Source organism: Parasphingomonas frigoris (assembly GCF_036663815.1).
Lineage (GTDB): Bacteria > Pseudomonadota > Alphaproteobacteria > Sphingomonadales > Sphingomonadaceae > Sphingomonas.
Window position 1 is genome coordinate 327,796 of the sequence record NZ_JAXOJQ010000002.1, and the last position, 20,807, is coordinate 348,602.

General features: G+C 66.8%; 20 protein-coding genes. 14 read left to right on the forward strand and 6 right to left on the reverse strand.

Going from position 1 to position 20,807, the window contains the following annotated elements:
• Window positions 1-15 precede the first annotated feature (15 nt).
• The 5 genes from queA to U1872_RS06925 all read right to left on the reverse strand — a co-directional run bounded on the left by queA (window position 16) and on the right by U1872_RS06925 (window position 3,590).
• Window positions 16-1,044: a tRNA preQ1(34) S-adenosylmethionine ribosyltransferase-isomerase QueA gene (queA, locus tag U1872_RS06905; protein ID WP_332792151.1), complete on the reverse strand. Its 1,029-nt coding sequence runs from the start codon at window positions 1,042-1,044 to the stop codon at window positions 16-18.
• A gap of 48 nt (window positions 1,045-1,092) precedes the next feature.
• On the reverse strand, window positions 1,093-1,848 hold the full coding sequence (locus U1872_RS06910) for a peptidylprolyl isomerase (protein WP_332792152.1): 756 nt from the start codon (window positions 1,846-1,848) through the stop codon (window positions 1,093-1,095).
• A 92-nt stretch (window positions 1,849-1,940) separates the two neighbouring features.
• On the reverse strand, window positions 1,941-2,450 hold the full coding sequence (gene coaD, locus U1872_RS06915) for a pantetheine-phosphate adenylyltransferase (protein ID WP_332792153.1): 510 nt from the start codon (window positions 2,448-2,450) through the stop codon (window positions 1,941-1,943).
• Window positions 2,447-3,346: a polyprenyl synthetase family protein gene (locus tag U1872_RS06920; protein ID WP_332792154.1), complete on the reverse strand. Its 900-nt coding sequence runs from the start codon at window positions 3,344-3,346 to the stop codon at window positions 2,447-2,449. Before U1872_RS06920 ends, coaD begins: the two co-directional genes overlap by 4 nt.
• 4 nt (window positions 3,347-3,350) lie before the next feature.
• On the reverse strand, window positions 3,351-3,590 hold the full coding sequence (locus tag U1872_RS06925) for an exodeoxyribonuclease VII small subunit (protein ID WP_332792155.1): 240 nt from the start codon (window positions 3,588-3,590) through the stop codon (window positions 3,351-3,353).
• 92 nt (window positions 3,591-3,682) lie between these two features.
• On the opposite strand from U1872_RS06925, the gene U1872_RS06930 reads away from it, so the two are divergent.
• A complete protein-coding gene (locus U1872_RS06930) occupies window positions 3,683-5,029 on the forward strand; it encodes an NAD-dependent succinate-semialdehyde dehydrogenase (RefSeq protein WP_332792156.1) in 1,347 nt (448 codons plus the stop codon).
• A gap of 180 nt (window positions 5,030-5,209) precedes the next feature.
• Here U1872_RS06930 and U1872_RS06935 read toward each other — a convergent pair whose 3' ends face one another.
• Window positions 5,210-6,211 (reverse strand): NAD(P)H-quinone oxidoreductase, encoded by a 1,002-nt coding sequence (locus U1872_RS06935; RefSeq protein ID WP_332792157.1) that lies wholly within the window; start codon window positions 6,209-6,211, stop codon window positions 5,210-5,212.
• Window positions 6,212-6,280: 69 nt separating this feature from the next.
• Between U1872_RS06935 and U1872_RS06940 the strand changes: the two genes are divergently transcribed.
• The 13 genes from U1872_RS06940 to U1872_RS07000 all read left to right on the forward strand — a co-directional run bounded on the left by U1872_RS06940 (window position 6,281) and on the right by U1872_RS07000 (window position 20,649).
• Window positions 6,281-6,478, forward strand: a complete 198-nt coding sequence (locus tag U1872_RS06940; RefSeq protein WP_332792158.1) for a DUF1192 family protein — start codon at window positions 6,281-6,283, stop codon at window positions 6,476-6,478.
• 140 nt (window positions 6,479-6,618) lie between these two features.
• Window positions 6,619-8,949: an ATP-dependent Clp protease ATP-binding subunit ClpA gene (gene clpA / locus U1872_RS06945; RefSeq protein WP_332792159.1), complete on the forward strand. Its 2,331-nt coding sequence runs from the start codon at window positions 6,619-6,621 to the stop codon at window positions 8,947-8,949.
• A gap of 259 nt (window positions 8,950-9,208) precedes the next feature.
• A complete protein-coding gene (locus U1872_RS06950) occupies window positions 9,209-10,822 on the forward strand; it encodes a GGDEF domain-containing protein (RefSeq protein WP_332792160.1) in 1,614 nt (537 codons plus the stop codon).
• Between the two features lie 3 nt (window positions 10,823-10,825).
• The gene (locus U1872_RS06955; RefSeq protein ID WP_332792161.1) at window positions 10,826-11,023 is read left to right on the forward strand and encodes a hypothetical protein; all 198 of its coding nucleotides are present in this window, start codon (window positions 10,826-10,828) and stop codon (window positions 11,021-11,023) included.
• Between the two features lie 51 nt (window positions 11,024-11,074).
• Window positions 11,075-12,769 (forward strand): AMP-binding protein, encoded by a 1,695-nt coding sequence (locus U1872_RS06960; RefSeq protein WP_332792162.1) that lies wholly within the window; start codon window positions 11,075-11,077, stop codon window positions 12,767-12,769.
• A 101-nt stretch (window positions 12,770-12,870) separates the two neighbouring features.
• Window positions 12,871-13,770, forward strand: coding sequence for a UDP-2,3-diacylglucosamine diphosphatase (locus U1872_RS06965; protein WP_332792163.1), 900 nt, complete (start codon window positions 12,871-12,873; stop codon window positions 13,768-13,770).
• Window positions 13,771-13,775: 5 nt separating this feature from the next.
• Window positions 13,776-14,813, forward strand: coding sequence for a glycosyltransferase family 4 protein (locus U1872_RS06970; protein WP_332792164.1), 1,038 nt, complete (start codon window positions 13,776-13,778; stop codon window positions 14,811-14,813).
• Window positions 14,814-14,866: 53 nt separating this feature from the next.
• Window positions 14,867-15,115 (forward strand): type II toxin-antitoxin system ParD family antitoxin, encoded by a 249-nt coding sequence (locus U1872_RS06975; protein WP_332792165.1) that lies wholly within the window; start codon window positions 14,867-14,869, stop codon window positions 15,113-15,115.
• Window positions 15,112-15,429 carry a type II toxin-antitoxin system RelE/ParE family toxin gene (locus U1872_RS06980; protein ID WP_332792166.1) on the forward strand — a complete coding sequence of 106 codons (318 nt, stop codon included), beginning with the start codon at window positions 15,112-15,114 and terminating at the stop codon, window positions 15,427-15,429. Before U1872_RS06975 ends, U1872_RS06980 begins: the two co-directional genes overlap by 4 nt.
• Before the next feature lie 110 nt (window positions 15,430-15,539).
• Window positions 15,540-16,223: a DUF1013 domain-containing protein gene (locus U1872_RS06985; protein ID WP_133190267.1), complete on the forward strand. Its 684-nt coding sequence runs from the start codon at window positions 15,540-15,542 to the stop codon at window positions 16,221-16,223.
• Between the two features lie 128 nt (window positions 16,224-16,351).
• A complete protein-coding gene (gene tgt / locus U1872_RS06990) occupies window positions 16,352-17,506 on the forward strand; it encodes a tRNA guanosine(34) transglycosylase Tgt (protein WP_332792167.1) in 1,155 nt (384 codons plus the stop codon).
• Window positions 17,506-17,688 (forward strand): hypothetical protein, encoded by a 183-nt coding sequence (locus tag U1872_RS06995; protein WP_332792168.1) that lies wholly within the window; start codon window positions 17,506-17,508, stop codon window positions 17,686-17,688. Before tgt ends, U1872_RS06995 begins: the two co-directional genes overlap by 1 nt.
• A gap of 129 nt (window positions 17,689-17,817) precedes the next feature.
• On the forward strand, window positions 17,818-20,649 hold the full coding sequence (locus U1872_RS07000; RefSeq protein ID WP_332792169.1) for a M16 family metallopeptidase: 2,832 nt from the start codon (window positions 17,818-17,820) through the stop codon (window positions 20,647-20,649).
• The last annotated feature ends 158 nt before the right edge of the window (window positions 20,650-20,807 follow it).

A 20,807-nucleotide genomic window follows, 5' to 3' on the forward strand; every position in this document is an offset into this window, starting at 1 on the left:
CGACCCGAAGGATCGTCACTGCGGAAGCAACAGCGAGGCATCCCCGTAGGAATAGAAACGGTAGCCATTCTCGATGGCATGGGCGTACGCCTCTTTCATAAGCTCCGTACCCATCAACGCACTGACCAGCATGAACAGCGTCGAGCGTGGCAGATGGAAGTTGGTGACCAGCCCGTCGATCCCACGGAAGCGATAGCCCGGGGTGATGAAGATCGCGGTGTCGCCCTCGAACGGGCGGATGATGTCGTCCTCGCCGGTCGCGCTTTCGATCAGCCGCAGGCTGGTCGTGCCAACCGCGATCACGCGCCCGCCCGCTGTCCGTACGGCGTTGAGCCGGTCGGCGGTGGCGGCGTCGATCCGTCCCCATTCGGCGTGCATCTTGTGGTCGAGCGTATCGTCGGCCTTGACCGGGAGGAAGGTGCCCGCGCCGACGTGGAGCGTCAGCGTCGCGTGCGCGATCCCAGCCGCGTCGAGCTTGGCCATCAGGTCGGGCGTGAAGTGCAGCGCTGCGGTCGGTGCCGCCACCGCGCCCTTTTCGGCGGCGAACATCGTCTGATAGTCGGCGGCGTCCTGCTCGTCGGCGGCGCGGCGTGCGGCGATGTAGGGCGGCAGCGGCATCCGCCCTGCCCGCTCGAGCAGCAGTTCGACCGGTTCGTCGCCGCCGAATTCGAGCGCGAAGCTGCCATCCTCGCCACGATCGCGCGCCTGCGCGGTCACGCCCTGGCCGAAATCGATCACGTCGCCGTCGCGCAAGCGCCGCGCGTTGCGGATGAAGGCGCGCCACCGCCGCGGCCCCTCGCGCTTGTGCAGCGTCGCGCCGATCCGCGAATCGCCACGCGTCCCCTCGAGCTGCGCCGGGATGACGCGCGTATCGTTGAACACGAGCAGATCGCCCGCGCGCAACGCGTCCGGCAGATCGCCGACCTGCGCATCGCGCAGCGCGCCATCGGCGACCACCAGCATCCGCGCGGAATCGCGTGGCGTGGCGGGCCGCAGCGCGATCCGCTCGGGCGGCAGGACAAAGTCGAACAGGTCGACCTTCATGACGGCACTCCCCCCGTCGTGACTATCAGCATTCGGTCCGGTGCGCGGTTACGCCGCCTTCTTGCGCGGCGCGGCCGCTGGCTTGGCCTTGGGCATCGGCTTGATCGCCGGCTTGCTCGGTGCGAGCGTCGCTGGCGGCAGCATCGCCGGCGGGGCAGGCACATAGGCCGGCGGATTGTCGGTGCCGATGTAGGCGTGGACGATGCGCGACGGGTTCGTCGGCGGCTCGCCGCGCGTGATCGCGTCGACATATTCCATGCCGGAGATGACGCGGCCGAACACGGTATATTTGCGGTCGAGCTTCATGTTCGGATTGAACACGATGAAGAACTGGCTGTTCGCGCTATTCTCCGCCGCGGTCACCTGCTCGACGGTGGCACCCTCGGCCGAGCCTTCGCGCGCCGCCGACACCGCGCCGCGCACGTGCGGCAGCCAGTTGAACTCGGCGGGAACGTTGGGCAGCGTCGAGCCGCCGGTGCCGTCGCCCTTGGGGTCGCCGGTCTGCGCCATGAAGCCTTCGATCACGCGGTGGAACAGCAGATTGTCGTAGAAATGCTGGCGGGTCAGCGTCTTGACGCGCTCGACCATCTTGGGCGCGGCATCGGGGCGCAGCCAGATGATCACGCGGCCGCCGGTCGACAGGTCGAGATAGAGGAGATTCTCGGGATCGCTCGCCGACGGGATCGGTGGACGCCCGGCCGTGGTCACGACGGCGCTCTTCGCCTCGTCCTTTTTCTTGTCGGCAAAGGCGGGCCCGGCGACGAACGCCAGGAGAAAGACAAGGAGGCTGGCAACGAAACGCATTATTTCCCCGCGAAATATCTCGGAATGAACCCGCGCTTAGACCATGTCGCCGCTTGCGCCAATGTGAACGTTGGCCGGCAAAGGCGTCGGAATTAGGGCCGCGCGCCCTTGCGCCCGATCTGCTCGACGCGGGCGGCGACTTCGCGCGCCACGATCGGCGTGACGAACCGGTCGATCGGGCCGCCGTAGAAGGCGATTTCCTTGACCAGGCGGCTGGCGATCGGTTGGAGCGAGACGTCGGCCATCAGGAACACCGTCTCGACGCGGTCGTTGAGCGCGCGGTTCATGCCGGTCAGCTGATACTCATATTCGAAATCAGTGACCCCGCGCACGCCGCGCAGGATGGTGCGCGCGCCCTGCGCCTCGGCGAAATCCATCAGCAGCGAATCGAACGCCACCACGCTCGTCCCGGCGATGTCCGCGGTCTCGCGCGCGATCATCGCGAGCCGCTCGTCGAGCGTGAACATCGGCGACTTCGACGAATTGGTCGTCACGCCGATGACGAGCCGGTCGACCAGCGTCGCGCCGCGCCGGATGATGTCCATATGCCCCAGCGTCACCGGGTCGAACGTACCCGGATAGACGCCGATGCGCTCGCTCAACGATCGCGCTCCAGCGTAAAGCGCGCGATGTCACGGAGCAGATCGGCCTCGGGGCCGAAATGCTGGAGGTGCTGGATCGCCTGGTCGACGAGCATCCGCGCCTGCGCGCGGGCGCGGTCGAGACCGAGCAGCGAGAGGAAGGTTTCTTTCCCCGCGCCTTCGTCCTTGCCGAGCTTCTTGCCGACCGCCGCCTCGTCGCCCTCGACATCGAGGATGTCGTCGGCGATCTGGAAGGCGAGCCCCATGTCGCGCGCATAGCCACGCAGGCCGGTACGGCCCTCGGGCGGCACGCGGCCGAGGATCGCGCCCGCCTCGACCGCACAAGCGATCAACGCGCCGGTCTTCATCGCCTGGAGCCGCGTGACCGTGGGCAGGTCGAAGGTCGATTTCTCGGCCTCGAGATCCATCGCCTGGCCGCCCGCCATGCCCGACGGGCCCGCGGCGCGCGCCAGATCGAGCACCAGTTCGCTGCGCACGAACGGGTCGGAATGCGTCGCCGGATCGGCGAGGATCTCGAAGGCGAGCGCATGCAGGCAGTCGCCGGCGAGGATCGCAGTCGCTTCGTCGAACGCCTTGTGCACCGTCGGCTTGCCGCGGCGCATATCGTCATCGTCCATCGCCGGCAGATCGTCGTGGATGAGCGAATAGACGTGGATGCATTCGATCGCGGTGGCGACGCGGCCGGCGCAATCGCGATCGACCGCGAACAGCCGCGCGGTCGCGAAGACGAGCAGCGGGCGCAAGCGTTTGCCGCCGCCGATCGCCGCGTGGCGCATCGCGCGATACAGGTCGGCGCGCGGGTCGTTGGGGATGGCGAGGAATTTGTCGAGCCGACGATCGACGTCGGCGCCGACCTGGGACAAAGCCGCCTTGAGCGACAGGGACGCTGCGGTCATGCCATCAACCTGCGGCAAAGGGCTGCGTGCCGACGGCACGCCCCTCGCTGTCGGTGCGGATCGCTTCGATCCGCGCCTGTGCCGCCGTCAACCGCTCATCGCAGCGCTGCCGCAATTTGTCGCCACGCTCGTAGAGCGCGATCGCCTGGTCGAGCGGCGCATCGCCACTTTCGAGCCTCGACACGATCCCCTCCAGTTCCTTGAGCGCCGCTTCGAACGTCAGCTCTTCGATCGATTTATCCATTTGGCAGCTATGCGGCAGGCGAGCGTTTGGGGTCAAGGATACGCTGCCGCTGCTTTGCGTTTGTTGCCCGACCGATAAAAGGAATTCCCGAAATGTTCACCAGCATCGACCCCGCGACGGGTTCGCCCGGCGTATCCTACGCCGAACTGACCAACGCCGAGATCGAAACCAAGCTCGCCCGCGCGCACGCAACCTTCCGCGAATGGCGACTGACCGATCTGCCGACGCGGACCGCGCTGCTCGAGCGAATCGCCGAGCAGTTCGACGCCAACAGCCAGCGCCTCGCCGAAACCGCGACGCGCGAGATGGGCAAGACGCTCAAATCGGCGATCGCCGAGGTGCAGAAATGCGCCGCCGCTTTCCGTCACTATGCGCAGGAAGGCGCGTCGATGCTCGAGCCGCGCAGCTTCCCCGGCGCGACCGCGACATGGCACCCGATGGGCCCGGTGCTCGCGGTGATGCCGTGGAACTTCCCCTACTGGCAGGTGGTGCGCTTCATGGCGCCGACGATCCTGGCGGGCAATGTCGGGCTGCTGAAGCATGCCTCGAGCGTGCAGGGCTGTGCCGCCGCGCTCGAGGAGATGGTGATCGCGGCGGGCGGCCCGGCCGGACTGTTCCAGAATCTGGCGATCAAGTCGGACAAGGTCGCCGCGCTGATCGCCGACGACCGGGTCGTCGCGGTGACGCTGACCGGGAGCGAAGGCGCGGGGATGAAGGTCGCCGAAGCCGCCGGCCGCGCGCTGAAAAAGGTCGTGCTCGAACTCGGCGGGTCCGACCCGTTCATCGTCATGCCCTCGGCTGACCTCAACGCCGCCGCCAAGGCCGCGGTGACCGCGCGGGTGCAAAATACGGGGCAGTCGTGCATCTGCGCCAAGCGGATGATCGTCCATGCCGACGTCTATGACGCCTTCCTCGAGAAATTCTCGGCCGGGATGCAGGCGGTGGTGGCGGGCGACCCGATGGATTCGGCGAGCGACATGGGACCGTTGTCGAGTGAGGAGCAACGTCAGACGGTGCTCGGCCAACTCAAGCTGTTCGAGGATGCTGGCGCGAGATTGCTGTTCGGCGGCGAGGCGCTGCCGGGCAAGGGTGCCTATATGTCGGCGGGCATTCTCGTCGACGTGCCGGTCGAGCATGAGGTCGCGAACGAGGAGCTGTTCGGGCCGATCGCGATGCTGTTCAAGGCGGCCGATCTCGACGCTGCGATCACGCTGGCGAACGCTGTGCCGTTCGGGCTCGGGTCGTCGGTGTGGACTACCGACCCCGCGGAACGCGCCCGCTTCGAGCGCGACATCGAAGCCGGGATGATCGCGGTCAACAAGATGCTCGCGAGCGCACCCGAGGCGCCGTTCGGCGGCGTGAAGCGGTCGGGTCATGGGCGCGAGCTGGGGCCGTACGGGCTGCACGAGTTCATGAACCTGAAGACCGTGCTGGGGTAAGCCGCCATCTCCCCTGCCCTCTCTCGCTCGCGGGAGAGGCTACGGAGACTTGGGTCACGCTTCTTCAGCGTGGCCCTAGTCGTAGTCGGTGAGGGTCTTCTGCTTATCGGAAGCAGCAGAAGAAGGCCCTCACCCAACCCTCTCCCGCGAAGGCGGGGGAGGAATTGAGAAGCCGTACCTTCAGTCCATCGTCAGCACGATTTTCCCGACATGGTCGCCCGCCTCCATTCGCGCATGCGCCGCAGGGGCTTCGGCGAGCGGGAAGCTGCGGTCGATGATCGGCTTCAGACGCCCTGCCTCGACATGCGGCCACACCGTGCGGTGCAGTTCGTCGGCCACCAGGCTCTTGAATGCCGCGTCGCGCGGCCGCAGCGTCGAGCCGGTCAGCGTCAGCCGTCGGCGCATGATGTCGAAGATCGGGATCGTCGCGGTCGGCCCGCCCTGCACCGCGATCGAGACGTGGCGCCCGTCGTCGGCAAGGCACTTGAGGTTGCGCGGCAGATAATCGCCGCCGACCATGTCGAGCACTGCCGCACAGCCCTTGCCGCCGGTGATCTCGGCGACACGCGCGACGAAATCCTCGGTCTTGTAGTTGATCGCGTGCGCCGCGCCGAGCGAACGCGCCGCGGCACATTTGTCGTCCGAGCCTGCGGTGACGATCACCGTCAGCCCGAAGATCGACCCCAGCGCGATCGCCATCGTGCCGATCCCGCTCGTCCCGCCGTGGACGAGGACGGTGTCGCCCTCGGTCGCATAGGCGCGCTCGAACAGGTTGGTCCACACGGTGAACAGCGTCTCGGGCAGCGCCGCCGCCTCGATCATCGACAGCGCGTGCGGCACTGGCAGCACCTGCCCCGCCGCCACCGCGACATATTCGGCATAGCCGCCACCGCCGAGCAAGGCGCAAACCGGCTGGCCCATCAGGTCCATATCGACGTCGAGGCCCTGTGCCACGACAGTACCCGACACCTCAAGCCCGGGGATCGACGGCGCACCCGGCGGCGGCGCGTAACCGCCCTTGCGCTGGAGCACGTCGGGCCGGTTGACGCCCGCCGCGACGACGCGGATCAGCACTTCGTCGCCGCGCAATGCCGGTACGGGTCGCTCCACGACGCGCAACACGTCGGGACCGCCCGCGACCTCGGGATCGATCGCTCGCATGGTTGCCGGAATTGCGTCCATCGATGGTATGCCCCGTTTTGCCTGCGGGCCTTATTGACATGGCCGCCCGCCGGGTCAACGATCCTGCGCATGGACCCCGACGAGATTCTCCCGAAAGGCGCACGAGATCCACTGGCGGCGCTGCTCGCGCAGGACCTCGATCCGCTCTCGGTGCGCGAGCTCGAGGCGCGCGTCGTCGCGCTGCACGCCGAAATCGCCCGGACGACCGCGAAGATGGAACACGCGGTCACCCATCGCGTTGAAGCTCACAATCTGTTCAAGTCTTGATGCGAGACAGTCCCCCATCCGCTATAAGATGGAGTGAAGGGCCGCGAACGATTTTCAAGTGCTTGCAGTGGCGGATACGCCTTCCGACATAGGCGCAAAGGGCTGCGCTGTCGCTGCAGCCCGCAAGGAGTAAAGTACACATGCCATCCTTTGCCTCCGCGCTGGAAACCACGCTGCACAAGGCGTTGGAAGCCGCATCCTCGCGCCGCCACGAATATGCCACGCTCGAACATCTGCTGCTGGCACTGATCGACGACGAACATGCCTCGAAGGTCATGCAGTCGTGCGGTGTCGACACTGCCGAGCTGACCGCGACCGTCCGCCACTATCTCGATACCGAGCTCGAGGCGCTGAAGGTCGACGCCGCGACCGACCCCTCGCCCACCTCGGGCTTCCAGCGCGTCGTCCAGCGCGCGATCCTCCACGTCCAGTCGTCGGGCCGCGACGAAGTGACCGGCGCCAACGTGCTCGTCGCCTTGTTCAGCGAGCGCGAGAGCTACGCCGTCTATTTCCTGCAGCAGCAGGACATGAGCCGGCTCGATGCGGTGAGCTTCATCAGCCACGGCGTCGGCAAGGGCGGTGCCACGCCCGACGCCTCGCCGCCCAAGGGTGTCGAGGAAGAAAAGCCGCAGAAGCCCGGCGAGAAGGGCAAGAGCGAGAGCGCACTCAAGCAGTTCTGCGTCGATCTCAATGAGAAGGCCAAGAAGGGCAAGGTCGATCCGCTGATCGGGCGCGGCCCCGAGGTCGATCGTACCGTGCAGATCCTGTGCCGTCGCTCGAAGAACAACCCGCTGTATGTGGGTGATCCCGGCGTCGGGAAGACCGCGATCGCCGAAGGCCTCGCGCGGAAAATCGTCGAGGGCAATGTGCCCGAGGTGCTGCTTCCGGCGGTGATCTATTCGCTCGACATGGGCGCACTGCTCGCCGGCACGCGCTATCGCGGTGACTTCGAGGAGCGCCTCAAGGCGGTCGTCACCGAGCTCGAGAAGATGCCCGACGCGATCCTGTTCATCGACGAGATCCACACCGTGATCGGTGCGGGCGCGACCAGCGGCGGCGCGATGGACGCGTCGAACCTGCTCAAGCCGGCGCTGTCGGGCGGCACGATCCGCTGCATCGGCTCGACCACCTACAAGGAGTTCCGCAACCACTTCGAGAAGGACCGCGCGCTGCTGCGGCGCTTCCAGAAGATCGACGTTAACGAGCCGACGATCGAGGATACGATCAAGATCCTCGCTGGCCTGCGCTCGGCGTTCGAGGAGCATCACAAGGTGAAATACACCCCCGACGCGATCAAGTCGGCGGTGGAACTCAGCGCGCGCTACATCAACGACCGCAAGCTGCCCGACAAGGCGATCGACGTGATCGACGAAGTCGGCGCGATGCAGATGCTGGTGCCGCTCGCCAAGCGCAAGAAGACGATCACCAGCCGCGAGATCGAGCAGGTCATCGCGACGATGGCACGCATCCCGCCAAAGTCGGTCTCGACCGACGACACCAAGGCGCTCGAATCGCTCGAGACCGATCTCAAGCGCGTCGTGTTCGGGCAGAATGCCGCGATCGAGAAGCTCGCATCGGCGATCAAGCTCAGCCGTGCCGGCCTGCGCGATCCCGAGAAGCCGATCGGCAACTATCTGTTCACCGGCCCCACGGGCGTCGGCAAGACAGAAGTCGCCAAGCAGCTTGCGACGATCATGGGGATACCTCTCCAGCGGTTCGACATGTCCGAATATATGGAACGCCACTCGGTCTCGCGGCTGATCGGTGCGCCCCCGGGCTATGTCGGGTTCGACCAGGGCGGTCTGCTGACCGATGCGATCGATCAGCAGCCGCATTCGGTGCTGCTGCTCGACGAGATCGAGAAGGCGCATCCCGACCTGTTCAACATCCTGCTGCAGGTGATGGACAACGGACGTCTGACCGACCAGCACGGCAAGACGGTCGACTTCCGCAACGTCATCCTGATCATGACGACCAATGCGGGTGCGAGCGACATGGCGCGCGAGACGCTCGGCTTCGGCAACCTCACTCGCGAGGGCGAGGATGAGCAGGCGGTGCAGAAGATGTTCACGCCGGAGTTCCGCAACCGTCTCGATGCGATCGTGCCGTTCGGTTACCTGCCGACTGAAGTGGTCGCGCGCGTGGTCGACAAGTTCATCCTCCAGCTCGAGCTGCAGCTGGCCGACCGCAACGTCCACATCAAGCTGGACGACGAATCGAAGACGTGGCTGACCACCAAGGGCTATGACAAGCTCTACGGTGCCCGCCCGATGGGCCGCTTGATCCAGGAAAAGATCAAGCAGCCGCTCGCCGAGGAACTGCTGTTCGGCAAGCTGGTCCATGGTGGCGAGGTGACGGTGAAGATGAAGGACGGCGCGCTGTCGTTCGAAATCACCTCGGCCGCGCCGAAGAAGCCGAAGAAGAAGGGTGCCGCAGTCAAGGCCGACAAGGACGCGACCCCGGCCGAATAAGCCACGCGCAGGCGGGTCCGAACGATCGTTCGGGCCCGCCCTCCGTGCGGCGTACCGTTGGCTTGCTCGACCCAGATCGCAGGTCCTAGCGCGTGCGTTAACGCTCTTTTCGTCAAAAGCGCCGTATTGCGTGGTCATGCAATGGGCACTGTACCCGCGTTTTCTGGCGCTCCTGTTTTTCGTGGCGACCGCATTCGGCGTATCGGGCCCGGCCGCAGCGAAGGTCGGGAGCGTCGGGGATTTAGTCGCTGTCTGCGTCATGCGCGCTCAGCCCGGCATGGCACCGCAGACGCTGCTTGAAGATACGACGCGCTTCGATTGCGATTCGGCGCAGACCGCGCTTGGTCCAGGCGATTTCTGGGTACGATCGGCGCCCATCCGGCGCAGCGACGCGATCGAAATCCGCATCGCCAGCCTGTGGCAGGACTCGGTGACGCTTCATGCGCTCTACGCCGACGGCGTGATCCTGTCCCAGCGGCTCGACGCACGCGCCACGACCCGCCACATTCAGCTCGGCGCGATCGTCGCGCAGGCGCTTCCGGCGCGGCCAGCCCCGCTCGTTCGGCTGTTGTGGCATGTCGAGGGTGCCGCCAATCTCCGCGGCATCCTCCGCGATGCGCGAATCGCCACCCCCGCCCAGGCGGTCCGTTCGAACCTGTTCGTCGCGGCGCTCTATGGCGGCTTCGCCGGTCTGTGCATCGCCTTGCTGATCTACAATCTCGCCTTATGGGCCACGCTGCGGCACCGGTTCCAGCTTGCCTATTGCGCGATGGTGCTCGCGCTGCTGGGCTATGCGCTATCCTCCTCGGGCGCGCTGGCGTGGCTCTGGCCGACGCTCGCCAACAACGACCGGTTGCGGACCAACTATCTGACGCTCGGGCTGGCCGCGGTCGCAGCGCTCCAGTTCGCGCGCACCTTTTTCGAACCGCGCGTGTTTGCCGGCCATCTGGGGCGGCTTTTCACTGCGGCGAGCGCGCTGATGCTCGCCACGACGCTCTGCTACGCGCTGTTCGGGCCGAGCGATGTTCGACTGTTCGACCGCCTCTATACGCTCACCTTTGGTGGACAATTGCTCGTCGTCCTGCCGATGCTGTGGCGTGCCTGGGTGACGCGCAGCGATCATCTCTGGCTCTTCTCGCTGGCGTGGGGCGCACCGCTGGTGGTGGCGTGCCTGCGCGTGGCGAGCGGCCTGAACATGATCCACTGGAACTTCTGGCTCGACAATTCGACGATCGTGACGATGACATTCGAGGCGCTACTGTCGAGCCTGGCGATCGCCTATCGCGTCCGCGTGCTGAGCCACGAACGCGACGCCGCACGCGAAGGCGAGATCGCCGCGCGCCTTCTCGCCGAGACCGATCCGCTCACCGGCCTCCTCAACCGTCGCGCCTTCCTGTCGGAGGCGATCGGACGCGAAGGCGAGCAGGTGCTGATGGTCGTCGATCTCGATCATTTCAAGCTGATCAACGAGACGATCGGCCATGATGGCGGCGACGAGGTTCTCCGCGCAGTGGCGCGCGCGCTGCAGGCGGCTGTTCCGGATTTCGCGCTCGTCGCGCGAATCGGTGGCGAGGAATTCGCGATCGTTCTGCCCGCCGAGAGCCCGGTCGAGCCGCGTGACATTCTCGATAAGCTGCGCGCGGCGCGGATGCCCTATGACGTGGCCGTCACCGCGAGCATCGGCATCTGCGTCGGGCCGTTGCGGCGCGAAATCGACTGGAAGGCGCTGTACGGCTGTGCCGACCGCGCCCTGTACGATGCCAAAAGCGCGGGCCGCGATCGCGCACGGGTCCGCCCGCTCGTCTACCATGCCGCCGCCGCGGAACCTTGCCGCGAACCGGCACAAAGTGTATGTGCGTCCGCAAGGGGATAGCCGTTGCGCAACCGTCGGATCATGGTCGGAATCGTCGCAGCGCTCGCGCTGCTGGCGGCGATGCGCCATCCGAGCGCCGATATCCAGATTCTCACGCACGACGCGACCGATCCCGCCCCGCATCAGATCAAGGCTGCGGTCGATCTCGGTCTGGTCGGCGTGTCGTTGCTGGTGACCTGGACGGGCAAGCATCTGTCCTGACACGGGTCTCGCGGGTTGCGGCGCGCGGGCGGCTTGCTTACACGCATGTCAATGAGCGACCCTGAAGCCATTTGGCGCGAATCCTACCGTCACCCCAATGCCTGGGACAGTGCCTATCCGCCGCTGTCGATGGTCGACCTGTTCGATCGCTCCGCAGCACGCGCGGGCAAGGCGCCGCTGGTCGATTTCCTGGGGCGGCACTACAGCTACGCCGAGACGCTCGACGGCGCGAACCGCGTCGCCGCCGGCCTGAAGGCGCTCGGCTATGGGCCGGGCGACCGCATCGGCCTGTTCCTGCCGAACGTCCCGCATTATCTCGCGGCTTATTACGGCATCCTCAAGCTCGGCGCGACGGTCGTCAATTTCTCGCCGCTCTACACCGTTGCCGAATTGGCGCATCAGGTCGCCGATTCGGGCACGCGCGTGCTGTTCACGCTCTCGGCCAACGCGCTCTTGCCGACCGCGCTGAAGGTGCTCGAGACCAGCGCGCTCGAGAAGCTCGTGGTCGGCTCGATCGCCGGGGCGCTGCCCCCGACCAAGTCGATCCTCTATCGCCTGTTCAAGCGCAAGGAAGTGACGCCGCGGCCGCACGACCCGCGCATCCTGTCCTTCTCGCAGCTGATCGCCAATGACGGCCAGCACGTGACCGCGACGATCGATCCCGTCCAAGACGTCGCGCTGATCCAATATACCGGCGGCACCACCGGCACCCCCAAGGGCGCGATGCTGACGCACCAGAATCTGTCGGCCAATGCGCGCCAGGTGATGGCGATCGATCCGCATCCGGGCGAGGCCGACCGCATCCTCGGTGTGCTGCCGATGTTCCACGTCTTCGCCAACACCTGCGTGCTCAACCGCACCGTGCTCAACGGCGGCTGCATCGTGATGCTGCCGCGCTTCGAGGCGGGCGCGGTGCTCGGCGCGATGAACCGGACGAAGGCGACCGCGCTGCCCGGCGTGCCGACGATGTACCAGGCGCTGCTCGACCATCCCGACATCGCCAAGACCGATTTCTCATCGCTGCGCATCTGCATCTCGGGCGGCGCGCCGCTCGCCGCCGAGCTCAAGGCGAAGTTCGAGGCGGCGACCGGGGCGACGGTCGTCGAAGGCTATGGCCTGTCCGAAAGCTCGGGCGTGCTCTCGGCCAATCCGTATGAGCAGGAAGGCAAGACCGGGACGATCGGCCAGCCGATCCCCGGCACGCGGCTCCGCCTGGTCGACAAGGCCGATCCGACCCAGCCGCCGCCCGCCGGCGAGCCGGGCGAGATCGTCGCGATGGGGCCGCAGATCATGAAGGGCTATTGGAACCGGCCCGACGCCGATGACGACGTGTTCGTCACGACCACCGAGGGTCGCTGGCTGCGCACTGGCGACGTCGGCGCGATCGACGCCGACGGTTTCGTCAAGATCGTCGACCGGCTGAAGGACATGCTATCGGTCTCGGGCTTCAAGGTCTTCCCGAGCCAGATCGAGGCGATCCTGCACCATCACCCCGCGGTCAAGGAGGCGATGGTGATCGGCCTGCCCGACGCCTATCGCGGCGAGCAGCCACGCGCTTATGTCACGCTCAACGAGAATGTCGCCGCAACCGGCGCCGAGTTGCGGGACTGGCTCAACCCGCAGCTCGGCCGCCACGAGCGGGTGGACGACGTCGTGGTGCGGCTGACCATGCCCAAGACGATGATCGGCAAGCTCAGCCGCAAGGACCTGATCGCCGAGGTGATGGCGGAGGATGCCGCAGCCTGATTTGCGCCGCCGTATGACAGTTGCGTGAAGGTCGACGATTCCGATTGTAACAAAGTGCGGCCATAGCCCCGAGGTCAGTCAAAGACTTCGGGGTGTCGACGATGGATGCTGTAACCAAGATTTCGTTGAACGGCCTGTCGGGCGGGACGATCGCCGACTTTGCCGACTTCGCGCAGTCGCAGCCGTCAATTCCCGAACGTACCACCTGCGAGCGCCGCACCTATCGCACGATCTGGATTTCCGACATCCATCTCGGCACGCGCGGCTGCAATGCCGATCTGCTGATCGACTTTCTCGACCATGTCGACAGCGAGACGCTCTATCTCGTCGGCGACATCATCGACGGCTGGCGGCTGAAGAAAAAGTTCTACTGGCCGGCCGCGCATAACGACGTCGTCTGGCGCCTGCTCAAGCGCGCCAAGCGCGGCGCGCATGTCGTCTACATCCCCGGCAACCATGACGAAGTCGTCCGCCAGTTCTGCGGGCTCGATTTCGGCGGCGTCGCGATCCGCCGCAACGCGATCCATGAAACCGCAGACGGCCGTCAGCTGTTGGTGCTGCACGGCGACGAGTTCGACGCGATCACGCTGGCACACCGCTGGCTGGCACATGTCGGGGATGTCGCCTACGAATTCATGATGGCGCTCAACCGCTGGCTGAACGCCTATCGCCGTTTTTTCAAGTTGCCCTATTGGTCGCTGTCGAAGCATGCCAAAGCCAAGGTCAAGAATGCCGTGCAATTCATCTCCAATTACGAAGAGATCGTCGCGCAGGCGGCAGGATCACGCGGTGTCGACGGAGTAGTGTGCGGCCATATTCACACCGCGGAATTCCGTGATATCAACGGGATCGCATATTATAACGACGGCGACTGGGTCGAAGGCTGCACCGCCCTGGTCGAGCATTTTGATGGGAGAATGGAATTGCTCCATTGGGCCGACGAGATTGCCGCGCGGGACATGCCCGCGTTGCCCGCGACGATCGAGCAGCTGGCGGCCTGACGGGCGTGCGCATCGCGATCGCCACCGATGCATGGAGCCCCCAGGTCAACGGGGTCGTGCGCACCTTGCAGGCGGTGCGTGCCGAACTCGAACGCCAGGGCCACGAGCTGCTGATCGTCTCGCCCGACCTGTTCTATTCGATGCCCTGCCCGACCTATCCCGAGATTCGCCTGGCCTTCGCCAGCACCGCGAGTGTCGGCAAGATGCTCGCCGATTTCGCCCCGAACGCGATCCATCTCGCGACCGAGGGGCCGGTGTGCCTTGCGGCGCGGCGCTGGTGCCTTACGCGCGGCTTTCCCTTCACCACCGCCTATCACACGCAATTCCCGGATTATGTCTCGGCGCGGACCGGGGTGAACCCCGAATGGGTGTGGCGCTACATTCGCTGGTTCCACTGGCCCGCCCAGTCGATCCTCGCCTCGACCCCGTCGATCGCGGCAACGCTCAAGTCGCATGACCTGACCAAGATCCGCCATTGGGGCCGCGGCGTCGATCTTGCGACGTTCGGACCGCACATCGCCCCGCTGCCGGCAATCGCGGCTTTGAAGGCGCAAGGCGGCGGCCCGATCCAGCTCTATGTCGGCCGCGTCGCGGTCGAGAAAAATATCGAGGCGTTCCTCACCGCCACGCATCCCGGCACCAAGGTGATCGTCGGCGACGGTCCGGCGCGCGCCGCGCTCACCGCGCGCTATCCCGATGCACATTTCCTCGGCCCCTTGTTCGGTGCCGATCTCGCCGCGGCCTATGCCGCCGCCGACGTGTTCGTCTTCCCCAGCCGGACCGATACGTTCGGGCTGGTGATGATCGAGGCGCTCGCCAGCGGCACGCCGGTTGCCGCCTATCCCGTGACCGGGCCGGTCGACGTGCTCAACGCCCGCGTCGGCGCGATGGACGACGATCTCGACACCGCGATCGCCACCGCCCTCACCCGCGATCGCGCCGCCTGCGCCGCTTATGGCCAGACCTTCACCTGGGAAGCCAGCGCGCGCCAGTTCCTCGGCGCGCTCGTGCCGGTCGAGCATCCCGAGGCGATCGCGGCTTGAGCGACTAGCGGCGATGCGGTAAATTGCCGCGCATCGTTTATGGAGATCGTGCGATGGACGTACCCGTCGGACCGCATTGGGAAAGCTTCGTCGAGGCGAGCGTCGCCGAGGGCCGCTATGCGTCCGCGGTCGACGTGGTAAACGAAGGTTTGCGGCTTGTCGAAGAGCGCGACGCGAAGATCAAGGCGTTGCGGGAAACGATCCAAGCGTCGATCGCGCGGGGCGGATCGCATAGCGTCGAAGACGTGATGCGATATGTCGGTCGGAGCCTTGATGCTTGGGAGAGTGAACAACAGGCGTGACCCGGCGCCTGCGCTTCAGCGATGACGCTCTCGGTCACTTGGATGCCATAGGCTTGTTCATTGCGCAGCAGGCTGGCACGACCGTAGCCAGGGCCTTTGTGAAGAGGCTGGGAGAGCGATGCTCCAAGGTTGCCGCACTCCCGGGAACGCTAGGGAGTGCGCGACCCGAATTGGGCCCGGATGTTCGAAGTACGCCGCACAAGGCGTATGTCATCTATTTCCGCTACCTTGGGAATATGGTTGAGATCGTCGGCATCCTCGATGCCCACCGCGACGCGCTTGCCTATTTCACAGATCACCAATCCGAACCCTGACACCCCTCCGCAACCACGCTTGCCCTCCCCTGCCATTCGCTCTACATTGCATCCCAGCACAAGTGGCCGCTCCGAAAGGGGCGGCCCTTTCCGTTTTTGAGGAGTTTCCCGTGGCCCAGCCGCTCATGCCGCACGCGACCGCCGCCTGGCTCGTCGACAATACCGCGCTCAGCTTCGAGCAGATCGCCGAATTTTGCGGCCTGCACATCCTCGAGGTCCAGGCGATCGCCGACGATACTGCCGCGACCAAGCTGACCGGGCGCGACCCGATCCGTGCGCACGAACTGACGCAGGACGAGATCGACAAGGGCCAGGCCGATCCCGAGTACACGCTCAAGATCCTCAAGGGCCCCGAGCAGGTCCGCCGCACCAAGGGGCCGCGCTACACGCCGGTGTCGAAGCGGTCGGACAAGCCCGACGGCATTTCGTGGATCATCCGCAACCATCCCGAGATCAGCGACGGCGCGATCGGCCTGCTGATCGGCACGACGCGCACGACGATCGCGGCGATCCGCGACCGCAGCCACTGGAACATCGCCAACATCACGCCGAAGGATCCGGTCACGCTCGGCCTGACGACGCAGCGTGAGCTCGATGCGGCAGTCGCCAAGGCGGCCAAGGCAGCTGGCCTCGAAGCACCGGTCGACACGCGGCTCGAGGGCGATCGCGAAGCGCTCATCACCGAGCTGCGCGCCCAGCGCGACCAGCTCGCGCGCGACGCCGAAGCCGCCGAGAATGGCGAAGTCGTCGCCCCGCGCGCCGAGCCGACCGCCGAGACGCTGTTCAAGCGCTGAACTGACGCGACCGCCCTCCCCTTCCTGGAAGGGAGGGGTCGGGGGTGGGTCGGTCTGGGGTGAGGACAACGTTCGATCGAGAGCAACCCACCCCCAGCCCCTCCCTTCCAGGGAGGGGAGGAAGTAAGATGAACGACAAACCCCGCTTCGACTTCACCATCCACGCCACCGACGGCAAGGCGCGGACCGGCGAGATCGCGATGCGCCGCGGGACGATCCGCACCCCCGCCTTCATGCCCGTCGGCACTGCCGCGACGGTGAAGGGCGTCAAGTCCGCCGACGTGCGCGCCACCGGCGCCGACATCCTCCTCGGCAACACCTATCACCTGATGCTCCGCCCCGGCGCCGAGCGCGTCGCGCGGCTCGGCGGCCTGCACGATTTCATGGGGTGGGATCGCCCGATTCTCACCGACAGCGGCGGCTATCAGGTGATGAGCCTCAGCGACCTGACCAAGCGCGACGAGAATGGCGTGACCTTCAAGTCGCACCTCGACGGGTCGCGCCACACGCTCAGTCCCGAACGCTCGATCGAGATCCAGCGGCTGCTCGGCTCGGACATCGTCATGGCGTTCGACGAGCTCGTGCCGACGACGTCCACACCCGAGGTACAGGCCGCCGCAATGGCGCGCTCGATGCGCTGGGCCAAGCGGAGCCGCGATGCGTTCGACGCGGGCGGGGCGCATGCCGAGGGGGCCGCGATCTTCGGGATCCAGCAGGGCGCGCTCGACCAGACGCTGCGCGGCGACAGTGCGGCGGCGCTGATCGACATCGGTTTCGACGGGTATGCCGTCGGCGGGCTCGCGGTCGGCGAAGGCCAGGAGGCGATGTTCGCCTGCCTCGATTTCGCGCCGGGCCAGCTCCCCGTCGACAAGCCGCGCTACCTGATGGGCGTCGGCAAGCCGACCGACATCGTCGGCGCGGTCGAGCGCGGGATCGACATGTTCGATTGCGTACTGCCGACGCGCTCGGGCCGCACCGGCCAGGCGTTCACGCGGACGGGCCCGATCAACATCCGCAACGCCAGGTTCGCCGAGGATCAGGGTCCGCTCGACCCGGACTGCGCCTGCCCGACCTGCACCGGCGCGACTGGGGGAAGCCGCGCCTATCTCCATCACCTCGTCCGATCCGGAGAAATCCTCGGTGCGATGTTGATGACGGAGCATAATCTGTGGTTTTATCAGGCGATGATGGCGGATCTGCGGGCCGCAATTGCCGAGGGGCGGCTCAAACCCTTCGCCGGTGCGTTCCGACAGGCATATGATAACCGCCCAGAGGGGGTCTAATGTCCAAGATCAACGAAATCGAAGCCGCCGCGCTTGAGCATAAGCGCGTCCGTGACGCCGCCGAAGCGAAGGGTGAGAAGTACGGCAACTGGCCCGTCGCGCCGATCGCGATCGGGGTCGGCGTCGGCTCGGCCGCGCTTGCGGCGGTGCTGCTCTACGCGAATCGGCCGAAGAAGAAGTAGCGCCTGACTCCTCCCCTCGCCTCCCTTCCAGGGAGGGGAGGCGCGCGGCCGGTGTCCCACGCGATTGACACAGCGCCTGCCGGCACGACACATAGGGACAACACTCCCCCCATCCGGAGCTTCCCCCCAATGCTGTCCCGTGCCGCCCTCCTGCTGGGCGCCGCCCTGCTCCCGCTGACCGCCGCCATCGCCAAGCCCGCCCCACCGGCGCCCGCGCCCGCGGTAAAGCCGATCGCCTTCACCGAGCGCACGCTGGCCAACGGCCTGCGCGTCTATGCGATCCGCGACACCAGCACGCCCAACGTGTCGGTGCAGGTCTGGTACGACGTCGGATCGAAGGACGACCCCGCCGGCCGCTCGGGCTTCGCGCACATGTTCGAGCATCTTATGTTCAAGGCGACGCGCAACCTCGTCTCCGAACAGTTCGACCGGCTGACCGAGGATGTCGGCGGCAACAACAACGCCTCGACCAACGACGATTACACCGAATATCACGAAACGATCCCCGCCAACCACCTCCAGCGCCTGCTGTTCGCCGAGGCCGACCGCATGGCCGCCTTGGTGGTCGAGCCGACGAGCTTCGCCTCGGAGCGCGACGTGGTGAAGGAGGAGCTGCGCCAGAACACCAATGCGCGGCCGTACGGCAAGCTGTTCTCGCTCTACTTCCCGGCGATCTCGTACACGCGTCACCCCTATGCGCGCGGCACGATCGGCAGCCTCGACAATCTCCAGAGCGCGCAGATCGACGACGTCCGCGCCTTCCACGCGACCTATTACCGCCCCGACAATGCCGTGCTCGTCGTCTCGGGCAATTTCGAACCCGGCCAGCTCGACGGCTGGATCGACCAATATTTTGCCGGCATCAAGCGCCCGACGACGCCGATCCCGCGCGTCACCGTCGCCGAGCCCGAGCGCACCAAGGCGACGCATTATGTCGTCCACGAAGCCAACACCCCGCTGCCCGCGGTGATGATCAGCTACCCGATCCCGGCGGACAATCATCCCGACGGCCCCGCGCTGTCGGTGCTCAACGCGGTGCTGTCGCAGGGCGAGAGCTCGCGGCTGTACGAGACGCTCGTCTATCGCGACCAGCTCGCGCAGAGCGCCGAGAGCGTGCTCGATTCGAAGCAGGGGCCGGGCAACCTCGCGGTGTTCGCGATTCTCGCCGGCGGCAAGACCGCGACCGATGGCGAGACGGCGCTGCGCCGCGAAGTCGCCCGGCTGCGCGATACGCCGGTCAGTGCCGCCGAGCTGGCCGAGGCCAAGAACGAGATCCTGACGAGCGCGCTCCAGGCGCGCGAGACCGCCGAGGGCAAGGGCCGCACGATCGCGTCGTCGGTGATCATCGACGGCGACCCGCGCGCCGCCGACCGCCAGCTCGCCGCGATCGGCCGCGTGACGATCGCCGACATCCAGCGCGTCGCGCGCACCTATCTGCGCGACCAGCGCGCGGCGACGATCCAGTATCTGCCAGAGGACCCCGCCGCCAAGGCGCCGCAGAACGACCGGATCGAAGTCGCCGACACCGTTGTGGTCACGCCGCTGGCCACGCCGGGCAAGGTCGAGGTGGTGACACCCGCGAGCGCCGCCGACCGGATCGCCCCGCCGCCGCCGGCTGCCGCCATCGCCGCCGCGGCACCGGTGACGCATGAATTCGCGCTCGCCAACGGGATGCGCGTCGTCGTGGTCGAGAAGCACGACCTCCCGCTGCTGACCGCGCTGCTCGTCGCGCAGGGCGGCGCGGCCGACGACCGGCCCGATCGCGCCGGGGTCAACAGCCTCGCCGCCGACCTGTTGACCAAAGGCACCGCGACGCGCTCGGCGACCGAGATCGCGCGGCAGGTCGAGGCGCTCGGCGGCTCGATCTCGAGCGATGCGAGCTGGGATGGCAGCTCGATCGAGGTGACGGTCAAGTCCGACCAGGCGACGCCTGCGCTGGCGATCCTCTCCGACGTGGCGCGCAACCCCAAGTTCGCCGCGGACGAGATCGAACGTGCCCGCGCGCAGTCGATCGACGGCGTCCAGGTCGCGATCAAGAATCCGAGCCAGCTCGCCGGGTTGGTCGCGGCGCGCGCGGCGCTCGGCGCGTCGCCTTATGGCCACCCGCTGTCGGGCACGCCGACTTCGCTCAAAGCGATCAGCCCGAGCGACATCCGCAGCGCCTACGCCAAGACCTGGGCACCGGCGCAGGCCACTTTGGTCCTAGTCGGCGACGTCACCCCTGCTCGCGCCAAGGCGCTGGCCGAGGCGAACTTCGCGACTTGGCAGGCAACGGTGCCGGTCGGCCCCGACGGCCCGCGTCAAATCTATCCGGCGCCGCGCGTCGTCGTCGTCGACATGCCGGGCGCGGGCCAGGCGGGCGTCGTGGTGGCGCGGCCCGGAATCGCGCGCAGCGACCCCGCGTATTACCCCGCAGCGGTGGCCAACACCGTGCTCGGCGGCGGCTTCTCGTCGCGGCTCAACCAGGAGATCCGCATCAAGCGCGGGCTGGCTTATGGTGCGGGCAGCAGCCTGCAGGCCGGGCGCCTGCCGGGCGTCGTCGCCGGGCGGACCTCGACCAAGAACCCGAGCGCACCCGAGACGGTGTCGATCATCCTTGCCGAGATGAAGCGGCTCGGCACCGAGCCGGTCAGCGCGGCCGAGCTCGAGACACGCAAGGCGGTGCTGGTCGGGGATTTCGGGCGCGCGACCGAGACGACCGGCGGGATTGCCGGCACTGTCGGCGGCTATGTCGTCCAGGGCCTGCCGCTGAGCGAGCTCGGGCAGTACACGCAGCGCGTCTCGGCGGTCGATCCGGCGGCGGTGCAGGCGGCGGCGGCAAAGCTGCTCGATCCCAGCGCGGCGAGCATCGTCGTGGTCGGCGACGCCAAGCTGTTCCTGCCCGAGCTGCGCAAGGCGTATCCGAATGTCGAGGTCATCGCGGCGGATGCGCTCAAGCTCGACAGCGCGACGCTGCGCTAGCATCCCACCGTTCGCCCTGAGCCTGTCGAAGGGCTGCTCTCCCTCGTTGCGCGTGAGAGGAGACCAGTGCGTCGACGCGCTCAGCACGAACGGGGATAGCGGCACACCGGCCACTCAACCCTTCCATTAACCATCAACTGTTTCGTCGCGAGACAGGC